This is a genomic window from Anaerotignum sp., from assembly GCF_040307045.1.
Lineage (GTDB): Bacteria > Bacillota > Clostridia > Lachnospirales > Anaerotignaceae > Chakrabartyella.
Genome location: NZ_JAWRKF010000020.1, coordinates 262,300 through 277,191, shown reverse-complemented (window position 1 = coordinate 277,191; position 14,892 = coordinate 262,300). Strand labels below are relative to the sequence as shown.

The 14,892-nt window shown below is 40.2% G+C and carries 17 protein-coding genes; 1 reads left to right on the top strand and 16 read right to left on the bottom strand.

The genetic code is table 11. From position 1 onward, the window contains the following. Positions 1 to 23 precede the first annotated feature (23 nt). The gene (gene nifS, locus ABVZ64_RS11375; RefSeq protein ID WP_352401131.1) at positions 24 to 1,205 is read right to left on the bottom strand and encodes a cysteine desulfurase NifS; all 1,182 of its coding nucleotides are present in this window, start codon (positions 1,203 to 1,205) and stop codon (positions 24 to 26) included. Between the two features lie 280 nt (positions 1,206 to 1,485). Between nifS and ABVZ64_RS11370 the strand changes: the two genes are divergently transcribed. Continuing rightward, a complete protein-coding gene (locus ABVZ64_RS11370; RefSeq protein ID WP_352401130.1) occupies positions 1,486 to 1,905 on the top strand; it encodes a helix-turn-helix domain-containing protein in 420 nt (139 codons plus the stop codon). Between the two features lie 69 nt (positions 1,906 to 1,974). Here the strand turns inward: ABVZ64_RS11370 and recN are convergent, their stop codons facing one another. The 15 genes from recN to ABVZ64_RS11295 all read right to left on the bottom strand — a co-directional run bounded on the left by recN (position 1,975) and on the right by ABVZ64_RS11295 (position 14,880). Next, the gene (gene recN / locus ABVZ64_RS11365; RefSeq protein WP_352401129.1) at positions 1,975 to 3,657 is read right to left on the bottom strand and encodes a DNA repair protein RecN; all 1,683 of its coding nucleotides are present in this window, start codon (positions 3,655 to 3,657) and stop codon (positions 1,975 to 1,977) included. 21 nt (positions 3,658 to 3,678) lie between these two features. Then, on the bottom strand, positions 3,679 to 4,134 hold the full coding sequence (gene argR, locus ABVZ64_RS11360; protein WP_313525994.1) for an arginine repressor: 456 nt from the start codon (positions 4,132 to 4,134) through the stop codon (positions 3,679 to 3,681). A 30-nt stretch (positions 4,135 to 4,164) separates the two neighbouring features. Beyond that, positions 4,165 to 5,016: an NAD(+)/NADH kinase gene (locus ABVZ64_RS11355; protein ID WP_352401128.1), complete on the bottom strand. Its 852-nt coding sequence runs from the start codon at positions 5,014 to 5,016 to the stop codon at positions 4,165 to 4,167. A gap of 18 nt (positions 5,017 to 5,034) precedes the next feature. Further along, a complete protein-coding gene (locus ABVZ64_RS11350; RefSeq protein WP_352401127.1) occupies positions 5,035 to 5,844 on the bottom strand; it encodes a TlyA family RNA methyltransferase in 810 nt (269 codons plus the stop codon). Next, positions 5,834 to 7,720, bottom strand: a complete 1,887-nt coding sequence (dxs, locus tag ABVZ64_RS11345) for a 1-deoxy-D-xylulose-5-phosphate synthase (RefSeq protein ID WP_352401126.1) — start codon at positions 7,718 to 7,720, stop codon at positions 5,834 to 5,836. The genes ABVZ64_RS11350 and dxs overlap by 11 nt, the downstream gene beginning before the upstream one ends. A gap of 23 nt (positions 7,721 to 7,743) precedes the next feature. Further along, positions 7,744 to 8,172: a divergent PAP2 family protein gene (locus ABVZ64_RS11340; protein WP_352401125.1), complete on the bottom strand. Its 429-nt coding sequence runs from the start codon at positions 8,170 to 8,172 to the stop codon at positions 7,744 to 7,746. Positions 8,173 to 8,205: 33 nt separating this feature from the next. Next, positions 8,206 to 9,093: a polyprenyl synthetase family protein gene (locus ABVZ64_RS11335; protein ID WP_352401124.1), complete on the bottom strand. Its 888-nt coding sequence runs from the start codon at positions 9,091 to 9,093 to the stop codon at positions 8,206 to 8,208. Continuing rightward, a complete protein-coding gene (xseB, locus tag ABVZ64_RS11330; protein WP_352401123.1) occupies positions 9,090 to 9,329 on the bottom strand; it encodes an exodeoxyribonuclease VII small subunit in 240 nt (79 codons plus the stop codon). The genes ABVZ64_RS11335 and xseB overlap by 4 nt, the downstream gene beginning before the upstream one ends. Then, entirely contained in the window at positions 9,304 to 10,539 is a 1,236-nt protein-coding gene (gene xseA, locus ABVZ64_RS11325; protein ID WP_352401122.1) for an exodeoxyribonuclease VII large subunit, read from the bottom strand. Before xseA ends, xseB begins: the two co-directional genes overlap by 26 nt. Positions 10,540 to 10,720: 181 nt before the next feature. Continuing rightward, a complete protein-coding gene (gene nusB, locus ABVZ64_RS11320) occupies positions 10,721 to 11,125 on the bottom strand; it encodes a transcription antitermination factor NusB (RefSeq protein ID WP_352401121.1) in 405 nt (134 codons plus the stop codon). 78 nt (positions 11,126 to 11,203) lie between these two features. Next, complete coding sequence (locus tag ABVZ64_RS11315) at positions 11,204 to 11,569, bottom strand: Asp23/Gls24 family envelope stress response protein (protein WP_352401120.1); 366 nt, start codon at positions 11,567 to 11,569, stop codon at positions 11,204 to 11,206. Positions 11,570 to 12,038: 469 nt separating this feature from the next. Next, a complete protein-coding gene (locus tag ABVZ64_RS11310; protein ID WP_352401119.1) occupies positions 12,039 to 12,674 on the bottom strand; it encodes a SpoIIIAH-like family protein in 636 nt (211 codons plus the stop codon). Between the two features lie 12 nt (positions 12,675 to 12,686). After that, complete coding sequence (locus tag ABVZ64_RS11305; protein ID WP_352401118.1) at positions 12,687 to 13,244, bottom strand: SpoIIIAG-related protein; 558 nt, start codon at positions 13,242 to 13,244, stop codon at positions 12,687 to 12,689. Positions 13,245 to 13,264: 20 nt separating this feature from the next. Then, positions 13,265 to 13,768 carry a stage III sporulation protein AF gene (locus tag ABVZ64_RS11300; protein WP_352401117.1) on the bottom strand — a complete coding sequence of 168 codons (504 nt, stop codon included), beginning with the start codon at positions 13,766 to 13,768 and terminating at the stop codon, positions 13,265 to 13,267. Between the two features lie 14 nt (positions 13,769 to 13,782). Continuing rightward, on the bottom strand, positions 13,783 to 14,880 hold the full coding sequence (locus tag ABVZ64_RS11295; protein WP_352401116.1) for a stage III sporulation protein AE: 1,098 nt from the start codon (positions 14,878 to 14,880) through the stop codon (positions 13,783 to 13,785). Positions 14,881 to 14,892: the final 12 nt, after the last annotated feature.

Sequence of the window (14,892 nt, the reverse complement as noted above, 5' to 3'; positions counted from 1 at the left end):
GTCTCCTCCTTCGTATCCTCGATTTAAGCCTTTTTATTAACTACTTCTTCATATAAAGGGGACATTTCCCTTAACTTTTGTACAACATCTGGAACTTTGCTTAATACAAAGTCTACATCTGCTTCGGAATTCACCCTGTCTAACGTTAACCTTAAAGAGCCATGGGCAATTTCGTGTGGCAAACCAATAGCCATTAATACGTGGGAAGGATCCAACGAACCTGAGGTACAAGCGGAACCACTGGATGCTGCGATTCCCAAAGCATCTAACAACAATAGCAATGACTCGCCCTCAATATAGGCAAAGGAAATATTACAGTTACCGGGGAGCCTGTCTGTAGGGTGGCCATTCAAACGACTTTCAGGAACTTGTTCTAAAATTCCAGAAATCAACTTATCTCTCAATGCAATTAAACGCTGGCTTTCAACTTCCATTTCACCTACTGCCAAATCAACAGCCTTACCCAAACCAACAATACCTGGGATATTTTCTGTGCCAGCACGTTTTTTCTTTTCCTGGGCTCCACCAAAAATCAAAGGTTGGATGGCAATTCCTTTGCGAATATAAATGGCACCAATGCCCTTTGGAGCCCCTAATTTATGACCGCTCATAGACAATAAATCGATATTCATTTCTTCTACATCTATAGGAACATGACCAACAGCCTGCACCGCATCTGTGTGGAAAAATACTCCTTTTTCTCGAGCCAATTTTCCAATTTCTGCGATTGGCTGGATCGTTCCAATTTCGTTATTCGCAAACATAATAGAAATTAAAATTGTTTCGGGGCGAATACTTTTTTCCAACTCATCCAAACTAATTTTACCGAACTCATCTACCGGTAAATAAGTTACTTCATAGCCATGTTTTTCTAAATACTCACAAGTATGCAAAATTGCATGATGTTCAATTTTTGTTGTAATAATGTGGTTACCTCTATTTTGAAATGCTTCTGCAATCCCTCTAAGTGCCATGTTGTCACTTTCAGAACCGCCAGCAGTAAAATAAATTTCATCTGCCTTAGCACCAATTCCTTTTGCAACTTGTTCTCTCGCTTTTTCTAGAGCTTTTTTGCTTTCTTTTGCAATGCTATACACACTTGAGGCATTGCCGTAATACTCTTTAAAGTAAGGAAGAATTGTATTGAGTACCTCGTCTCTTACTGGGGTGGTTGCTGCGTTGTCCATATATATTTTCGTTGCCATAAAAATGCTCCTTTCGGCTTCCTTTTTATATCATAGTATTCTTATATGTTTTATGTGATTTAAAAATATCATCTTTTTTATGACTTGTCAATACCTTCCCCATATTTTTTTGACATAAGTCACAAATAACCATATAATCCATAAATCATGGTATTTCAATTTTTCCGTTTCCTTTTTTATGATTTCATCTTTCGCATTATTCTTTTTCACTCTATAATTATATCTATATAAAAACTTATGATTATTTGAATTATACACTCTAATACAATGAGGTGTTTCTATGGACTTTCACCAACGACTTAAACAACTTCGCAAGGAAAGAAAAATGACTCAAGCTGCCTTAGCAAAAGAATTGACCTATGGTGCAACAGCGATTTCTAATTATGAATCCGGGCATAATCAACCATCCATTTCAGATTTAAAAAAGATTGCTTCAATATTTAATGTATCTATGGATTATCTCTTGGGTGTAAATGACTTTCGTCGTCCTTACGAACCTGATAAAAAAATAAATGATGCAGAAATTTTTAATGAATATTTTGAAATGCTTGAAGATCGGGGAAAAAAAGAGTTGCTACTGTATATCCAGTGGCTCCTTAGCCGTCAGGAAAATTCACCTGAAAATCCCTATGCTGAAGCTAACAGTTTTCAAGGCACTTCTCTTCAGGTTGCCCAAAAACCTGAAGACTTTAAACTTTAGTTGTATGTAAAAAGCGGTATCCACTCATGTGCAGATACCGCTTTTTTTATTTATGTCTTTCCCGTTCGCTTATTGCTCTTTCCCTGCACGTAATTCTCTGGCTGCAGTTAAAGTGGCCTGGGTTACTGTTGCATTGCCCATTAACCTTGCAACCTCGGCTACGGCTGATGCTTCATCCAGACTTTTCACCTTAGTCACTGTTTCATCGTTATTTGTTTCTTTCTCAATGAGAAAATGCTTGTCTGCCATTGCTGCTATTTGGGGCAGATGGGTTATACAAAGAATTTGCCTTTTCTTTCCTATAAGACTCATCTTTCTACCAACCTTCCCTGCGGTTCTGCCGCTTACACCAGTATCTATCTCGTCAAAAATAAACGTTTCTATCTCATCAGCATCAACCAAAACAGCTTTTAATGCCAGCATCACGCGGCTCATCTCACCACCCGAGGCAATTTTAGCTAACGGCTTTAAATTTTCTCCGGCATTTGCTGAAATTAAAAATTCCACTTTATCTTTACCCAGAGCATTCCATTCTTCCCTTGGCGTAATTTGTATGTAAAACTTTGCATTTTTCATTTCCATATCCTTTAGAGAGTCTTCTATTTGCTTTGCTACTCTCAGTGCAGCCTCTTCACGCATTTTTGTAAGCTTATTGGCTGCATCTTCCAAAGATTTCTGGATTTTTAGCCTTTGTGCCGTTAACTGTTCAACCTTTTCCTGACTATTGGAGAAAAACGCAATCTCATCAGAAATTTTTTCATAAAACTTAATTACAGCATCAACGCTTCCGCCGTATTTACGTTTCAATTTATAAATTGTTTGAAGGCGTTCTTCAACCCTTTCCAATTCCTCAGGATCATCCTCCAGGTTTTGAGCATATCTTTTTATTTCCCTTGAGATATCTTCTAACCGTGCATACACGTCCTCAAGATCGTTATAATAGCCCTCTAAAGAAGGGTCTAGCCCAGCACACTCCCGAAGCTTGTCCACTGTGCAACTTACATTATCGCAAGCCGAAGGCATATCATCGGCACCGTCATATAGAAGGTTTGCACTTTCTAATGTCAAACGTATCAGGCGTTCCATATGAGTCAAACGTTTCTTTTTGTCAACCAGTTCCTCCTCTTCACGAGGGGACAATGCAGCTGTTTCAATCTCATCCTTTTGAAAATTAAGAATATCCAACCTCTGTTCTCTTTGGGCTTCATCACCCATTAATTCTTCCAGCTGTTTATCTATTTCTTTTCTTTTTCCAAAGCAATTGGCATAGGCCTCTTTCACTTCATCAAAACCACTACCGCAAAACCTATCTAATAGGAGGATATGTTTTGAAGGGTTTAACAGGGATTGGTGCTCATGCTGTCCATAAATATCAATTAAATCTGCTGCCAACTCACGCAACATGCTTACTGTCACAATACTGCCGTTGATACGACATACAGATTTACCTGCATCGTTCAAGGTACGGCTAATCAAAAGTGTTCCGTCTTCCTCAGGCTCTATCCCGTTTTCCTCTAATTTATCTGAAAAACTATTGTCTTTTACAGAAAAAAGTGCCTCTACCAATGCCATTTTTTGGTCATTGCGTAAGAAATCTTTTCCCAGCCTTCCACCTAATGCAAACTGAAGGGAGTCAATCAACATTGATTTACCCGCCCCTGTTTCTCCAGTTAAAATATTTAGCCCGGGCCCAAAAGCCACCTGACACTCCTTAATCAACGCCACGTTTTTTATATGCAGATTTTCCAGCATAGCCATCCCCCCTATCGGCACTTATGCACTATGGATAATACGGTATAGCTTCTCAATAATGACAGCCGCCTGATTGTGGGTACGAACCACACAGAAAACTGTATCATCCCCTGCAATAGTACCTAAAATTTCAGTATTTTGCATATTATCTAAGGCAACACCAACTGCCATTCCCATGCCTTCTAATGTTTTAATCACAATAATGTTCTGAGCGTAATCCATCTTGACCACAGCTTCTTTAAAAACACGAGTTAATCTTTCCGTAATTTCTGTATCATTTCCAGTAATCACGGCATATTTTTGTCGTCCCTTTTCCGTAGCTATTTTGGTCAATTTCATCTCTCGAATATCTCTGGAAACTGTGGCTTGGGTAACCATAAACCCTTCGTCACATAACCTTTGAGCCAGTTCGTCCTGTGTTTCAATATCGTAGTTTTCGATTAATTCAAGAATTTTTGCATGTCTGGCAATCTTCATCGCCCACGCCTCCTTTTTCTTCTGCGATTTTTATCTTGATAACTTATGACGCAAAACATCGTAAAAGTTCTGCGAATTTGTTTTAATAATTGTTGTATACACTTTTGCCTTGCAAATTTGAACAACTTTTTTTCCCGTTAAACTCCAGCTTTCTTGTCCATCAGCACTAATGGTAAATGCAGTGTCTTCTCTAGGGTTGATTTCCACTGTCACAACGTCATCAGCAGAAACAACAATAGAGCGGCTGGTTAATGTATGAGGTGCGATTGGCGTAATTGCTATTATTTCTGCATCTGCCTTCAAAACAGGCCCCCCCGCGGATAGATTGTACGCCGTAGACCCCGTGGGGGTGCATATGATAACACCGTCTGCACGCAAGGTATCAACATATTCATCGTTAACAAAAACGTTAAATTCTAAAATTTTGTATAATAAGCCACGACTAATGCAAATGTCATTTAAGGCGGTAATGCCTGTAATGCGTCCATCTTCCTTCGCGATAGAGGTTTGTAGCATCATCCGCTTTTCCTTTTTATAAGCTCCCATTAAAACTTTATCAATAGCGTACTCTGCCCTATTTTTTTCCTCCGCCGTTAAAAAACCAAGGGTGCCTAAGTTCACACCAAGAATGGGTGTATTATACTGGCAGGCCCTTCTGCCAACACCAAGCAACGTTCCATCCCCACCGAGAGAGATAATAAAATCTGAGTGCTCATATATCTCATCTTCTTTTCTAGCATACATTTCCAGTCCAGCCATTTCTGCGATTTTTTCTGGAAGCTGAGGGATGCAGTTTTTATCTAATAAATGTCTCACGAGACGCTTTGTTACAGCCAAGTCTTTATCTTTATCAATATTGGGAATCAATCCGATTTTGTTCATAGCCAACCTCATTTCCCATTAAAGCACTTCATGGGATTTCTCCACAACCTCATCCACGAGGAGAGCCACTCCATCAGTGGATAACCCCTCCTGCTTTTTATCCAAATAAATCAAATATTCTATATTCCCCTCTGGACCCTTTATGGGGGAAAAACTCAACCCTAGAATGCCAAGCTTTTGTTCCTTAACGTAATTAACAATTTTTTCGATTACTTCCTTATGCACCGCCATGTCTTTGACTACACCTTTTTTACCAACCTTTTCTCGACCCGCCTCAAACTGAGGTTTAATCAAGCACACAAGTTGGCCTTCCTCACCTAAAACACCTAAGACCGCAGGCAATACCTTTGTTAAAGAAATAAAAGAAACATCTATGGAAGCAAAGTCCCCCTTGTCAGGCACTTGCTCCTCTGTAACATAACGAACATTGGTTTTTTCTAAGCATACAACCCGTTGGTCAGTTCGTAATTTCCAAGCAAATTGGCCATAACCGACGTCAATGGCATATACTTTTATAGCTCCGTTTTGCAGCATACAATCGGTAAAGCCACCTGTTGAAGCACCAATATCCAGGCAAACTTTACCCTCTAGGGAAATACCAAATTCATCTATGGCCTTTTCCAACTTATAACCACCACGGCTCACATATTTCATTTGTGAGCCCTTTACTTCTAAATCAGCAGTCACCAAAATCTTTGTTCCGGCCTTATCTTCTTTCATACCGTCGACATACACATTACCTGCCATGATATATGCCTTAGCCAGTTCCCGGGAGGCCGCCAGATTCCGTTCTACCAGCAAGACATCCAATCTTTCTTTATCTGCCATAGTTCTCTCCTAATTTTTCTTTTATCGTTTTGTAAATTCCTTCACCATCTAAGCCATAGCGAGCAAATAACTGGCTTTGAGAGCCTTGTTCAATAAACCGATTAGGGAAGGCTAAGTTGGAGACAGAAACCTGGATTTCTTCATCACTATAAAATTCTAACACCTTTGAACCAAAACCACCTTTTCGCAAGTTATCTTCCACAGTAAAAATGCGTTTACACTCCTTTGACATTTCTTTCAGTAGCGCCTCATCAAGAGGAGATATAAACCGCATATTGACAAGCATGGGTGCCTCCAAACCATCTTCCATCAATCGTTCCACCGCTTGTTTTGCAGCCTGAAGCATATGCCCTTCAACCAAAACTGCAATGCCTTTACCTTTTTGAATCACTTCTGCTTTACCATATTCAATAGGCTGCTTGTTCTGCTCAAAACCTTCGTCAGCAGTCCCTCTTGGATAGCGCACAGCAACTGGTCCCTTGCAAACATTTACAGCGTACTCCAACATTTCTGCCAATTCCCAGGCATTTTTCGGCGACAACACCGTCATATTAGGAATATGTGATAAATACGAAAGGTCAAAAACTCCTTGATGGGTCTCCCCATCGGCACCTACAATCCCTGCCCGATCAATGGCAAATACAACGTGAAGGTTTTCCATACATACGTCATGTATCACTTGGTCATACGCCCTTTGCAAGAAGGAAGAATACACTGCAAAAACAGGCACCATCCCCTGACTTGCTAAACCTGCCGCAAACGTAGTTCCATGTTGCTCAGCAATGGCAACATCAAAAAAACGCTCCGGAAAGGCGGCCTGGAAGTTTTCAAAGCCTGTTCCACTGCACATAGCCGCCGTAATCCCCACTACTTTTGGGTTTTTTTGACCTAATTCCACCATTTTTTTACCAAACACAGCAGACCAGCTAAGACCCGTGCTTTTCCCAATGCCTTTTCCTGTTTTTATGTCAAAAGGTCCAACTCCATGGAAAGGACCGGGATTTTTTTCAGCCGGCAAATAACCCTTTCCTTTTGTAGTTTTCACATGGATAAGAATAGGTTCTTGTGTGTCCTTTACGTTTTGGAAAATTTCCAACATTTCTTCTATATTATGACCATCTACAGGGCCAAAATATTTGAAACCGAATTCCTCAAAAACAGCGCCTTCTATAAACAATAACTTCGCACTGTCCCGAACTTTTTCCAACACCAAATACGTAGCTTTTCCAAGTACTGGAACTTGATCTCTAAACTGCTTAAAATTGTCTTTCAAAGTGCGATAACGATTGCTAGTACGCAAACTATTTAAATGTTTACTTATTGCACCCACATTATGATCAATTGACATCTGGTTATCATTAAGAATAATAATCAGGTTGGTTTTCTCACGCCCAGCATTATTCAGAGCTTCATACGCAAGGCCTCCCGTCATTGAGCCATCCCCAATTACGGCAAGCACATTGTTTCTTAGGCCTTGAATATCTCTGGCCTTAGCTATACCGAAAGCCGCAGAAATGGATGTGGAGCTATGCCCTGCAGCAAAAGCATCTGCATCACTTTCATCAGGTTTCGGGAACCCACTTAATCCATCCAACTGGCGTAAAGAAGGAAATCCATCTTTTCTGCCAGTCAGTATTTTATGAATATAGGCTTGATGACCCACATCCCACACAACTTTATCATCCGGAAGATTGAAGATATATTCTAGTGCCACGGTTAATTCAACTACTCCTAAGTTTGAGGCCAAATGACCGCCTGTTTTGGAAACATTTTGCAGTAAAAATCGCCTTAGCTCTCTACAAACTTCTTCCAGCTCCTCTTTCTTCAATTTTTTAATATCTCCGGTGGCTTGGATTCTATCTAATAATCCCCCCACAAATTCACCTGCTCTCTTCAAACTTATACCCAAAGACCAACTAGGATCCCCAAGATACCTCCTACAAAAACCTCTAAAGGTGTATGCCCCAACAGCTCTTTGAGTTTTTCCATATTCGGCAATTGATGCTTCACAATCAGCATATTTATTATTTCAGCCTGCTTACCAGCTGCTCGCCTAATTCCCGCTGCATCATACATTACCACAAAGGAAAAAATGAGGGCAACAGCAAATAAGGGCGAGCCAAAACCATTATGTTTACCTACACTAAAGGTGAGGGCCATTACTAACGCCGAATGGGAGCTTGGCATCCCACCTGTGCCAACAATTCTGGTAGCATCAAATCGTTTTTCTGTAATAAATGTCAAAATTATTTTCGATCCCTGCGCAATTGCCCATGAAATCATTGCTGCCCACAAAGGTACGTTTGATGCGATTTGGCCAAATCCCATACAACCATCTTCTTTCTTTCGTTCATCAAATATTTAAAAGGTTCTTTGCGTTAAATATTTCGTTAAATCTTTTAGAAAATTACAACTTTCTCCCATTTCTTCCCAAATAGCTACAGCCTCATCAGAAAGCTTGCACGCAATTTCTCTAGATTTTTCTATTCCATAAAGAGTCACATAAGTTGTTTTATCATTTTTCTCGTCACTATGAATTGGCTTTCCCAATTCCTCCATGGTGCTGGTTACATCCAATATGTCATCTAAAATTTGAAAAGCCACACCAATTTTTTCACCAGCTAATGCAAATTGTTCCGCTACTTCCTGTGTGGCACCACCAAGGATTGCGCCTGCTTTTAATGCACCACGAATCATTGCTGCTGTTTTGTTTAAATGAATAAAATCAAGGGTTTTTTCGTCCAACGCTTTTCCCTCAAAATAAACGTCCACTACTTGACCTACTAACATTCCATGAATGCCAGCCCCATGGGCAATCGCCTGCATGGCACCAACAGTCTTAACACAAGGATTGAGGTAACAGGCATCAGCCATAATCTCCATGGCTTGATGCAACAAGCCATCCCCTGCAAGAATTGCCATATCTTCGCCGTAAACTTTATGATTTGTCAATCTCCCTCTACGGTAATCATCATTATCCATGGCTGGCAAGTCATCATGAATTAAAGAATAGGTATGAATCATCTCAATCCCACAAGCAAAAGGAATAGCCTCAGCTTTATCCCCTCCAACAGCCTGGCAAGCCGCCAAAACCATCATCGGGCGCAAACGCTTTCCACCAGCAAAAAGACTATATCTCATTGCTTCAAAAATTACAGGGGGGAACTCATCCTGCTTCAAAATATATCTATCTAAATTCTCTTCGATATATTGTATCCATTGGTTCATCTGTTCGTTTAATTTACTCATATGTCCTGCTCCTCTATTGTAAAAGGTTCTTCCTGCCACAATCCTGCTTCTTTGCGCAAAAGAAGAATTTCACCCTCAGCGATCGCTAATTTTTCTTTGCAAAAAGCAGATAGGGTTAATCCCTCTTTATAAAAAGCTACTGCCTCATCCAAGGAAACTTCCTCTTGCTCCAACTTTTCAACAATCTCCTCAAGCCTCTCCATTGATTCTTCAAACGTCAACTTCTTCTTCGCCACAGGTTATCACCACCTTTTCCAATACCTTTGCATTCAAAGTTCCATCCTGAAATCTCAAATTTATGACTTCCTCCAGTTCAACTTGCTTTGCGGAAACCACAACACTTCCATTCTCTTTTGTTGCCATTATATATCCCCGCTTCATTAGCGCCAATGGTGAAGAAGCCTGAAGCCTCGCCTCAGCAATACCTAGTCTTTCACTGTTTCGCAGTAATCTTTGGTCCATGACTTTGCCCATATCGACGACAAACTTCTCCAAAAGCAACTGGGTGTTATGAATACGTTCTAATGGACGCTTTAGTATAGGACGTTCTTTTATATACAACAGCTTACGCTGCGAATCATCCAAAATTGCTTTCATATTTCTCCACAAACGAGATTCAAGCTGTTCTATCCGCTCATGCTTTAGCATCAATGGCTGCGTAGCCAACTCCGCTGCAGCAGAGGGGGTAGGCGCCCTTAAATCAGAAACAAAATCTGCAATGGTAAAATCTGTTTCATGCCCAACAGCAGAAATCACGGGAATGTTTGAAGCAAAAATTGCCCTAGCAACTTTTTCTTCATTAAATGCCCATAAATCTTCCATGGAACCACCGCCCCGTCCAAGAATAATGACCTCCGCCTTCCCCCACTCATTAACGAGCTTAAGGGCACGAACAATGTCCTCAGCAGCCTTTTCTCCCTGAACCAATGCTGGAAAAATTGCTATTTTAACTCTTGGATCTCTACGTTTTGCTATTTGAATAATATCTCGCACCGCCGCCCCTGTGGGTGATGTAATTACCCCAATGGTTTCAATATGAGATGGAATTTCTCTTTTAAAGTCTTGGTCGAATAGACCTTCTTCTTCTAACTTTTTCTTTAGCTGTTCAAAGGCAATTTGCAAGGAGCCAACTCCAACCGGCTCCATCATTTCAGCATATAGCTGGTACTGTCCTGTTTTTTCATATAAAGAAATATGTCCATACAAAATTACACTCATTCCATTTTCTGGAACAAAGGGCAAACGGCACGCCTCTTGTCGAAACATTACACAGGAAATAGCCCCAGAGGCATCCTTTAAACTAAAATAAAAGTGACCCCCTGAATGGGCTTTGAAGTTTGAAATTTCTCCTTTTACCAAAAGGCTGCTTAGTATAAAATCATTTTCCATGAGGTTTTTAATATATCTATTAATTTGTCCCACAGAAAAAACCTTTGGTTCAATCATAACCTCGCCCCTTTTCGTAAAAACAAATTTGATTTATTTCTCTAGATTAGGTTAAAATGTCAGCCTAAAACACAAGTAGATTTTTAATTATTTTAGAAATAAAAAACGAACTTACCCCTAGATATTATTTATTTTGCCCGCTTCAAGGCTAGCTCTTGAATACCATATTACCAAATATCAGTTACATTGCTGCAACTTTGCCTAAAATACCGTTTACAAAGCCAGGAGCTTCATCAGAACTAAACTTTTTCGCCAGCTCAACTGCCTCATTTATGGCAACCCCCACAGGAGTGTCTTGACTAAAACGAAGTTCATATACAGCCAGACGCAAAATAGCTAAATCCACCTTAGACATTCTATCGGTGTGCCAACCTCTGGCACATTCACCAATGATACGGTCGATTTCATCCAGGTGGGCTCTTGCTCCCTCCACTTCACTAACAATAAATTGCTTATCTTCATCTTCAACAGGTTCTTCCTTCTCTGCAAAGAAAATTTCTTTTACCTGTTCATATTCCTCTGCCTGATTAAAATCCATCTGGAACAATAGGAAAAACGCATTTTTTCTGGCACTTCTTCGGCTCATAATTTAAAAACCCTCCGCAAAAATAAAAAGGACAAATACCACCCCGAATTTTGGGGTGGTATTCCGACGACTCACTGTTTATAGTTCTTCTTCGATCTTAACAGCTTTTTCTTTCACAATACCTGAAACGCTGACATTCACCACAGGAACACTTAGGCCAGTCATTGTTTCAACTGCATTCTTCACTTTCTTTTGTACCTGCTCGGCAACCAATTGAACTTTTGTTCCAAAGTTTACGATAATATCCATATCAAGAACAACTTCGTTCTCATCCTTCGCTACCTTAACGCATCGTGTTTGGCCTTTTTTACCGAAAAGCTCAACCAAAACTTTCGAGGCATTGCCAGATACGCCTTCAACCTCAAGGGCCGCAGTAACTGCAATGACACCAATCACTTCATCGGCAATCTCTATTTGACCACCCAGCATTTTATTTTCAGACATTTTCATTACCTCCTGTCTTTCTTTATACATGATTCTATACATTCATAGAAAGTTCATACACAATAAGCATTGCTGGCTTTCATTATACCAGAAAAAGCAATAGGATGCAAATAAATATGCATCCTTTAATCATACATAATTAAACAAAATTAAGCGGCCTAAAAATAGATTACAGGAACACCCAACAGCGGTTTTCCAGCCACTCTCTTGTCAAGTCCCATCATAAGAAAATCTTATTGGATACCTGCATTACGCAACTGTAAAACTGTTTTTCAGGTGAATCAATGTCTCTATTTTGGCCGCCTAATCTACCACTATTTTTTGCAAAATTTATTAAGATATACCTAAGAAAGCCCCTAGCTGTATCAAATTTTCTCAATTTTAGATAAACCCACAGTAAAATCCAACAGGCTTATGCACAAATATAAGTATAATATTACAATATTTTTACTTTATTTCACTATGTTTTTTACTTTTGCAAAGGATTAATTCTAATTTGATCTGCCTTAAATCCGGTTTTGCGCTTTACAATATCTTCAATCTGTGCAACTTCAGCATCGGTTAATGTGGCTTTATCCACAACAACATCAACGGTTTGATCATCAATACGCACATAAGCTTCTTTAAACCCTTTTGCTTCAATCATCGCCTCAGCTGCAGTTTCTTTTTCGATTCGCTCTTGCAACTGCAACATACTGTTTCCACATTTATCTTTCTGACCCTGACTAACATTTTCATTATTCATCATTTCTGTTAAAATATCTTTTTGCTTCGCTCTTGCCTGTTCTCTATCTAATTTTGCTTCGGCAAAAAATTGTGACCCCTCTTGAACGGCTTCTGCACTTACAAATACAGCGGCGCCATCACCTGTCGTATCAGAAACTTCTGCAGTAATTGGGTCAAGGCCCACTTCATCAGCAGCAACATCGTCAGGTAATGTTGCATAGTCGGATACAACAGCCGCTGCATCCCCTTCCTCCGTCAGTTGTAATGCCGTTTGGGTCCCCTCGGAAGATTTACTTTCTTGAAAATTTAAATATCCGGCTGCCGCAATCATAACCGCCAGTGCTGTAACTACTACCTGATTTCTTTTAATAACAAACATCTTTTTTCCCCCTTATTTCATTTTTAGTATTGCAATTTTATGAGCTGGCACATCTAAAAGTGCCTGAGCTGCATTATTTAACGCCTTACAAACCACTGCATTATCACCACCTTGGGCTACAATAACCACCCCTTCTACCTGAGGAGAATTTTGTGTGAGAACCAAAGGTGAGGTATTTCCTTTCCCATCTTCTGTCATAACAACAGTTGTTTCTTTTCTTAGGTTCTCGCTGGTCTTCCCACCCTCTTGAGAACGAGTTTCTTCTGTCTTTTCTTCATGCGCCACAATACTTTCGGTACTTGCGCTAAAAGTCAACATTACCTCTACTTCTCCGGCCCCTTGGATTTTAGAGAGGATTTCGGCCATCCGTACCTCCATCTCTCGGTCATTTGAGCCGTGCACTTGAGATATTTCTTCTTTTTGGCTAACTTCCGCTGTTTTTTCCTCAGAAGGAAAAAATGTTTTACCCAAAACCAAAAGAAGCACACCAATTAATAATGCCAACAGTATGTTATTGCCTGTCTTTTTATTTTCCGGCCGGAACAAATCCCGCCAAAAGTCTTTTTGCATCTCATGTCACCCTTCTTTCGTCATTTTTCCACTGTGACTGCCTCTTCTGGCAATCCATATCTTTTAGCCGCATAGGTCTGTATTTTTTTTGCATCTTCCTCAGCACAGCCGATGGAAATGCCCTCTATCGTGCCGTAGTCCTCATCCTCGATATCTTGACAAAAAGTTATGCTTATCCAATCTATATCACTATACTTTTTTGCCAAATCCGCCTTGACTCTATCCTCCAGCACCTGACCATACGCTTGTGTCACCCTTTGCTGTTCGATTTGCTCATACTCATCCGCGGATAAGAATACCTTTTCCAATCGAACCTGATTTTGAAGTAAACCTAGCTCCATATGTCCTTTATCCGTACCAAAAATCCGTAAAAACGGATTTAAAACAGCAGTTAAAACCAACACTCCAAGAACCAACTCTACATATTTTCGAAAGGAGCCATCGGGCATCAGCATACAAGCAAGCGCAGAAAAAATAGTCAAAGCTGTTATAGTTTTTATATATGCGCTTAACGTCTCCATCATTCCAATTCTCCTTTCTATAACCCGCCTAAAAGTAATAAGGCAGAAAAAAGAAACATGCCTTCCGTCAGAAATACTACCCCAAGCAATAATGCGGTGTAATCCCCCGCTGCACTGATGCAATCAACCAGTCTTTCTTCACAAATAAACTCTGCGGCAGCAGCAGTAATTTTAAACACCAATAGGATTACTGCCAGCTTAATCAATAGTGGGATACATAACAATAACAGGAAGATTGCCGCTGCAGCTAGAGTACCGCTTTTCAAGGTTCCTGCCACTGCCGCCGCTGTTTCTACAGCCCCTCCCATAACATCGCCAACAATTGGAACTGAGCCAACTGCTATTTTTGCTGTTTTTGCCGCCAAGCCATTCAGTGCACCTCCACCAATTTTTTGGAGGGATAATAAAAGCATAAAAAGGATTGCCGCTCCTTTTAACGTCCATGAAATACCCTGGCGAAACAACTGGGCAAAGCGTGAAAGCATGGGTTTTTCCGTAATATGGTCCACCATTTCCAAGGCAACCGCCAATAGAATTGCTGGCACGATAAAATCCCGAATTCCAAAGGATAATACCGTGGATCCACCCATAATGGTTGGACCCATCAATGCAGTTTGGGTAAAGTTTCCACCAGAGACAGAAAGCACTAAAAATACAGGCAGCATTCCCAAAAAGACCTTGCAAGTTTGATCCACTCTCTCCACCACGGCCGTTGAAATGCTATAAAAGGAATTAATAATTATTACAATTAACACCATATAGCATACATAAAAGCCCATTTCCCCCACTGACTTCCCATGAAACGAACCGCTGAGCTGTTTTAAAACAGCACTAAGTATAACAACTAAAAGTAATTGGGTAAGTAAGCGGCTTTGTGTTTTAAATTCACCAAAAGCCAAATCTCCGATGGTTCTAGGCAAATCTTCAAAGGAAAAATTATAATTGCCAGAAACAACATCCCTTACTAGGGAGGAAAAGCTCGTCCCGTCATCAAGGTGGGCATCTACATTTTCCAAACCAAGAGAATCTAATTGACTCTCCAACAAATCCTGTGCATATGCAGGCGAGGGTATCAGTGTAAATAAAACAATAAAAAGCAATAAGACTTTTTTCATTCCCCCCCTCCT

Bases quoted from the DNA above. Each gene is read 5' to 3' on its own strand.
- nusB (WP_352401121.1), bottom strand. From the start codon at position 11,125: ATGAGCCGAAGAAGTGCCAGAAAAAATGCGTTTTTCCTATTGTTCCAG.
- argR (WP_313525994.1), bottom strand. From the start codon at position 4,134: ATGAAGATTGCCAGACATGCAAAAATTCTTGAATTAATCGAAAACTAC.
- xseA (WP_352401122.1), bottom strand. From the start codon at position 10,539: ATGATTGAACCAAAGGTTTTTTCTGTGGGACAAATTAATAGATATATT.
- ABVZ64_RS11355 (WP_352401128.1), bottom strand. From the start codon at position 5,016: ATGAACAAAATCGGATTGATTCCCAATATTGATAAAGATAAAGACTTG.
- ABVZ64_RS11300 (WP_352401117.1), bottom strand. From the start codon at position 13,768: ATGATGGAGACGTTAAGCGCATATATAAAAACTATAACAGCTTTGACT.
- ABVZ64_RS11335 (WP_352401124.1), bottom strand. From the start codon at position 9,093: ATGAGTAAATTAAACGAACAGATGAACCAATGGATACAATATATCGAA.
- ABVZ64_RS11340 (WP_352401125.1), bottom strand. From the start codon at position 8,172: ATGGGATTTGGCCAAATCGCATCAAACGTACCTTTGTGGGCAGCAATG.
- ABVZ64_RS11295 (WP_352401116.1), bottom strand. From the start codon at position 14,880: ATGAAAAAAGTCTTATTGCTTTTTATTGTTTTATTTACACTGATACCC.
- ABVZ64_RS11315 (WP_352401120.1), bottom strand. From the start codon at position 11,569: ATGTCTGAAAATAAAATGCTGGGTGGTCAAATAGAGATTGCCGATGAA.
- nifS (WP_352401131.1), bottom strand. From the start codon at position 1,205: ATGGCAACGAAAATATATATGGACAACGCAGCAACCACCCCAGTAAGA.
- ABVZ64_RS11350 (WP_352401127.1), bottom strand. From the start codon at position 5,844: ATGGCAGATAAAGAAAGATTGGATGTCTTGCTGGTAGAACGGAATCTG.
- recN (WP_352401129.1), bottom strand. From the start codon at position 3,657: ATGCTGGAAAATCTGCATATAAAAAACGTGGCGTTGATTAAGGAGTGT.
- ABVZ64_RS11305 (WP_352401118.1), bottom strand. From the start codon at position 13,244: ATGCAAAAAGACTTTTGGCGGGATTTGTTCCGGCCGGAAAATAAAAAG.
- ABVZ64_RS11310 (WP_352401119.1), bottom strand. From the start codon at position 12,674: ATGTTTGTTATTAAAAGAAATCAGGTAGTAGTTACAGCACTGGCGGTT.
- ABVZ64_RS11370 (WP_352401130.1), top strand. From the start codon at position 1,486: ATGGACTTTCACCAACGACTTAAACAACTTCGCAAGGAAAGAAAAATG.